This is a genomic window from Dokdonella sp. (assembly GCF_049593775.1).
Lineage (GTDB): Bacteria > Pseudomonadota > Gammaproteobacteria > Xanthomonadales > Rhodanobacteraceae > Dokdonella.
This window is the reverse complement of record NZ_JBAWHJ010000425.1, coordinates 1-5,626: the sequence shown is the minus strand read 5'-3', so window position 1 is coordinate 5,626 and position 5,626 is coordinate 1. Positions and strand designations below refer to the sequence as shown.

General features: G+C 60.7%; 5 protein-coding genes. All 5 read right to left on the bottom strand.

Going from position 1 to position 5,626, the window contains the following annotated elements; translation table 11 throughout:
• Positions 1–819: DUF1684 domain-containing protein (locus WBP53_RS14730; RefSeq protein WP_423930236.1), on the bottom strand; the 819-nt coding region annotated here is incomplete at its 3' end.
• A gap of 31 nt (positions 820–850) precedes the next feature.
• Positions 851–2,653, bottom strand: coding sequence for a DNA mismatch repair endonuclease MutL (gene mutL, locus WBP53_RS14725; protein WP_423930234.1), 1,803 nt, complete (start codon positions 2,651–2,653; stop codon positions 851–853).
• Between the two features lie 162 nt (positions 2,654–2,815).
• Entirely contained in the window at positions 2,816–4,141 is a 1,326-nt protein-coding gene (locus WBP53_RS14720) for an N-acetylmuramoyl-L-alanine amidase (protein WP_423930232.1), read from the bottom strand.
• Positions 4,142–4,229: 88 nt separating this feature from the next.
• Positions 4,230–4,721 (bottom strand): tRNA (adenosine(37)-N6)-threonylcarbamoyltransferase complex ATPase subunit type 1 TsaE, encoded by a 492-nt coding sequence (tsaE, locus tag WBP53_RS14715; protein WP_423930230.1) that lies wholly within the window; start codon positions 4,719–4,721, stop codon positions 4,230–4,232.
• Positions 4,718–5,626 (bottom strand): NAD(P)H-hydrate dehydratase (locus WBP53_RS14710; RefSeq protein WP_423930228.1); only part of this gene is annotated, 909 nt, incomplete at its 5' end. The genes tsaE and WBP53_RS14710, both read right to left, overlap by 4 nt.

Genomic DNA, 5,626 nt, shown 5'->3' with positions numbered 1-5,626 from the left:
ACAGTTCGCAAAAGGCGTGAACGCGCACGGCGGGTTGTAGGCTTTGTTGAAATCGAGCACGACTTTTCCGTCCACGGGCAATTCGTAATAGAAGAATCGCCCTGCTCCGTAGGTTTCCTTGCCAGTGGTCTTGTCGGCGATTATGTAGAACAGTTCGGTCGCCGCTTCGGTTTCGAACACCGGCAGCAACTCGTATGTCTGGCCGTCGCGTTCAAATACCGCCTTGCCTGGCACCGTCATCGAATCCACGGTCCCGATTACGTTGGGAATTTCCATTACACGGGGTGGGTCGAAAGCGATCCACTTCGCTTCGATGCGCCAGGATGGATCAATGGGATAGTTGTCCAGCCCAAGGAATCCGGTTCGTGTCTCTGCCTTGGCGTCCTTGACTCTCAATCCCTTCTTTCCACCAGCGCGCTCGATCAGGTAGAAACTGGTACTGCCGAACGCCACCGTAGTCGGCTTCTCATGCGAGTCATCCAGGAGAATCCCGGCAACAACAGAATCACCGTCGATCGTGGCGTTCGATCCGGGGTTTAATGCCACGGTCACCTCGTCCCCTTTCCACTCGATCTTGCCCAGGTGCTTTGGCGCAGTCGCGATGATGATGTCGTTGTCCTTGGCACTTCCTATCGTATTGACGCCAGGCTTGAGCCAGTCGAGCCCGACCAGGGAAAGCCAGCCGGTTGCTGACGTGAGTCGCTCAAGGCGTTGCGCGCGCCACTCTTCGATTTCCACGGTGTACGGTTCCTTCGCGTGAGCCGAAGCAACTTCGATCCCGGAGAGGCTTGCGGCGAGCAGGAGTGGAGTCAGCAGCATGGGTTTGGGTCCTTTTCGAGTGACTGCGGGTTCAGCGACCACGCAGGAACAGGCGATCCAGTTCCGGCATGGTCAGTTGTACCCAGGTGGGGCGGCCATGATTGCACTGGCCTGATCGTTCTGTCGCTTCCATATCACGAAGGAGTGCGTCCATTTCAGGCAAACTCAAGCGCCGATTGGCTCGTACCGAACCATGGCAGGCCATGGTCGACAGCAGTTCATTGCCCGCTTCCTCGACCCGCCGCGAAGATCCATGCGTTGCGAAATCGGCAATGACATCGCGAACCAGTTGTGCGACGTCACCAGACGCCAGCAAGTTGGGCACCCTGCGCACGGTGATGGCTTGCGGCCCACTGCGACTGATCTCGAAGCCCAGCTCGTCGAATCGCGCACCTTGCTCCTCGACAATTGCCGCTTCGCGCTCGCTCACTGCCATCGACTGGGGCACGAGCAATAATTGTGAACGAATACCTTCACCTTCCTGGGCCCGCTTGAGGCGCTCGTAGGTGATGCGTTCATGCGCCGCATGCATGTCGACCAGGATCAGTCCCTGCGCATTTTGCGCAAGCACGAACACACCATGCAGTTGCGCAATGGCAAAGCCCAGCGGTGGAATATCGGCCTCAGGTTCCTGCATGAGCTGGCCAGGTGCATTCGCGCCCGTATCGAACACCCGCTGACCAGAGTTGCCTTGGGTACCGAGCACGGCAGCATACTCGGCCAATGGCTCACCAACGCCCAGGCGAAGTCCGGACTGCTGCTGGAACGGGAGTCGCGAGGCCAGACCGGGCTGGTTTGCAGCCTGGATGCCTTCCGCAGGCAGTGTCGAACCGGCGCGCGCCTCTGCCAATGCCTCGTGAAGACTGCGGTAGAGAAATTCGTGGATCAGACGGGATTCCCTGAATCGCACTTCGCTTTTGGCCGGGTGCACATTGACGTCCACACCCCTCGGATCCAGCTCAAGGAACAACACGAACGCCGGGTGACGCCCATGGAAGAGCACGTCGGCGTAGGCCTGGCGGACAGCGTGACTCACCACGCGATCGCGCACCAGGCGACCATTGACGTGAAAGTACTGCTGATCCGCCTGTGAACGAGACGCGGTCGGAAGCCCGACCCATCCCTTCAGGCTCATGCCGGCACCGCTGTGCTCGACACGAAGACAATTGGCCACGAACTCGTCGCCGAGCACATCGGAGACCCGACGCGCTGCTTCACCGGCTTCCTTCAGCGGCTTGTACAAACGCACAATCTTTCCATTGTTACCAAGCCGAAACTCGACGCCGGGATTGGCCAGCGCGATCGACTTGACGAGGTCATCGATATGATTGAATTCGGTGCGCTCTGCGCGCAGGAATTTCCGTCGGGCGGGGATGTTGTAAAAAAGGTCGCGCACCTCCACGCTCGATCCAACCGCATGCTGCGCCGGACGCCGGGTATGCGGCTTGCCACCGTCCACTTCGATGCGGAATGCCGCTTCGGCGTCGGGTGTGCGGGAAGTCAGGGTGAAACGCGATACGGATGCGATGGACGGCAAGGCCTCACCTCGAAAGCCCAGCGTTCCAACACTTTCAAGATCCTCGAAACTGGAAATCTTGCTGGTTGCATGCGCCGATACAGCCAGGGCCAGGTCTTCCGAATCGATCCCCATGCCGTTGTCACGAACCCGGATCAGTCGAGCGCCACCTTCCTCGATATCAATCTCGATGCGCCGCGCACCGGCATCCAGACTGTTCTCGACCAGTTCCTTTACGACCGATGCCGGACGCTCGATGACTTCACCCGCTGCAATCTGATTGACCAGCTCGGATGGCAAGGGATGGATGCGTGGCATGCGGATTCGGGAGATCGGGACAATCTCCGATGATAGCGGATCAATCCAGTTCGACCAGCCCGCATGGTTGCAGGGGATTGCGCCGAGTGAACCGCTTGCGGAAATTTCACACCAACCGTGGCCTCAGCGATCCGGGAAAACCGGCCCGGTTTTCCCTCTGCCTCAGCCCTGCGGGATTTCCAGTACGTCGCCAACGCGCACCTGGTCGCGGGTGAGCTTGTTGACGCTGCGCAGTGCCGCCACCGAGGTGCCATGTCGCGCCGCGATCACGCTGAGGGATTCACCGCTTGATACGACGTGGCGGCTTGCCTTCGCGCGATTCTCCTCAAGCGCAAACCAGGTACCTGGCGGAGGGGTCGAGCGGAAGTAATTGCGCACGCCGTCAAGGATGGCCTCGGCGAGCTTGGATCGTTCAGCCGGATCATTGAGGCGGCGTTCCTCTGCCGGATTCGATATGAATGCCGTTTCGACCAGAATCGATGGGACGTCCGGCGAGCGCAGCACAACGAAGTTGGCCCGTTCGACATGGTTCTTGTGGGTGGGCCCGACCCGGCTCATGGATGCGTGCACCTGATGAGCGACGGCGCTGCTGGCCTCCATGGTCGCGCCCTGCGAGAGATCGAGCAGAACCGCCGCGAGCGTATCGTCGCGCGAATCCAGGGATACCCCGCCCACGAGATCAGCCCTGTTCTCGCTGTCAGCGAGCCAACGCGCTGCTTCACTGGTTGCCCCACGCGGCGACAATACCCACACCGAGCTGCCTCTGGCCGAGCTCTTGGTGAATGCATCGGCATGTACCGAAATGAAAAGGTCGGCCTTCGCGTCGCGGGCCTTCTGGTAGCGCTGCTTGTGCGGAATGAAGTAGTCACCATCACGAGTCAGCATGGCGGTCATGCCTGGCTCCTTGTCGATGACGCGCTTGAGTTCACGCGCCACCGCGAGGGTGATGACTTTCTCGCGGCTGCCGGTTGCACCTATCGAACCGGGATCCTCGCCGCCGTGGCCGGCGTCGATGGTCACGATGACGTTTCGTGAGGTGCCAGGTGGCAAGACGGCCTCGACCGTTTTCACCGGCTCGACCCGCGTCTTGGGATACAGGTCGAGAACCAGTCGATAGCCGAATTTTTCAGCCGGCGGAAGCAGGAAACTCTTGGGACGAACGCCCTCATCGAGATCGAACACGACGCGAAGATCAGACTTGCCCTGCTTGCCACTGCGTACGGTCTTGAGCAATCCCGCCGCTTCTGCGGCCTCGAAATCGGCGGCGAAGGAGCTGGATTCAATATCAAGCACCAGACGGTCGGGTCCGTCGAGATCGAAGATCCGGTACTCGAGTGGGCCGGATACGTCGAAAACCGCGCGGGTGTATTCGGGCCCGGCCCAAATGCGCAAGGCCTTGATTTCCGCCGCATGGGCAGGCAATAGCGCCCCCATGAGCAAGGCGCAAGCGGCTGCAATCCGGATCAATACTGGCGCACGAACGTCCATGGTTGTGCATTCAATCCCAAAACACCCAAGGATTTCAAGTCTTTTCCTTTGTAAATCCATAATATGCGTGATGTTTCTATGAACAACATCAAGTATCAGGGCGGGATCGGCCCAACCTCAAGGCTGCCGCTGCCATCCACGTCCTGCCACTTTGCGACGCCGCCTCGAGGACAAGATCACGCCGGTCTCCGGCATGCAGGAGGTTCAGTTTCAGGTCCGCTGCCGGCAAGGCAGCCAGGGCCCGCTGCGGCCACTCGACCAGCATCAGCATGTCGCCCTGGAGCAGATCGGGAAGCCCCAGCCATTCCAGCTCCTCTGCATCGGCAATCCGGTACAGATCCAGGTGATGCACGCGCAAGTTCCCGGCCTGATAGCTCTCCACCAGACTATAGGTAGGGCTCTTGATGCGCTCGCCAACTCCCAGGGCAGCGATGAGCGCACGCGCGAATGTGGTCTTGCCAACGCCAAGATCGCCATCAAGGAAGACCACGCCACTTTTCCCTATTGTCGATGCACATGCCTTCGCGATATCGACAAGCCCGGCCTCGTCGATGTTCTTCCATTGCATTTCGGCATTCATTCCGATGCACCATTCAAATACACCCGCAAAGGCTGGAGGAGATCGCTGGCCACTAGCCCACGCGGAAACTCCCCAGCCGCGCGGTCGCCCGCCTGCGCATGTGCAAGTACACCGAGGCAAGCCGCGTCCCAGGCATCCAGACCCTGCGCCAGCAGGCCGGCGATAACGCCTGTCAGGACGTCTCCCATGCCGGCGCTGGCCATGCCGGGATTGCCGAACGGGCACAACGCCAGCCGCCCCTGGGCATTCGAGATCAGGCTGCCCGTGCCCTTCAGAACGACGATGGCCGAATAGCGGGCGGCGAGCTCACGGGCCGCTGCAAAACGATCCGACTGTATTCTCGCAACATCACACCCAAGCAGCCTTGCGGCTTCCCCTGGATGCGGCGTCAGGACGCAAGGGGCACGAAGCGGGTACGGATAGGCCGCCAGCAAATTGAGCCCATCGGCGTCGAGCACCAGCGGTTTCCCGGCACGCACGGTGCTGTCCCACAGCGCATGTCCCCACGCACCCTGGCCCAGCCCGGGACCAAGGGCCACGACGCTCGCACGTTCGAGCATTGGCGCGATGGATTGCGGACCATCGACTCCTTGCACCATCAATTCCGGTCGTGCCGAATTGATCGCAAATGCGTTGCTGGCTCGTGTCGCGATGCTGACCAGACCGGCTCCGCTGCGCAAGGCGGCTTCGCCAGCCAGTCGGACCGCCCCGGCCATGCGCTCATCGCCACCTACGACCAGCACGTGTCCGAAACTGCCCTTGTTCACATTGCGCCGTCGCTTCTTCAGGCCGCCGGTGAATCCTGCCTGCAGCATTTCGACGTCCTGATCGATACGCCCGAAGAGGTCGCCCGGCAGCTCCAATGTCGCCAGCTCGACTGTTCCGCAATAGTCAGGGCCATCGGC

Excerpts from the sequence above, each read along its gene's own strand:
- tsaE (WP_423930230.1), bottom strand. The coding sequence starts at position 4,721 with ATGAATGCCGAAATGCAATGGAAGAACATCGACGAGGCCGGGCTTGTC.
- WBP53_RS14720 (WP_423930232.1), bottom strand. The coding sequence starts at position 4,141 with ATGGACGTTCGTGCGCCAGTATTGATCCGGATTGCAGCCGCTTGCGCC.
- mutL (WP_423930234.1), bottom strand. The coding sequence starts at position 2,653 with ATGCCACGCATCCATCCCTTGCCATCCGAGCTGGTCAATCAGATTGCA.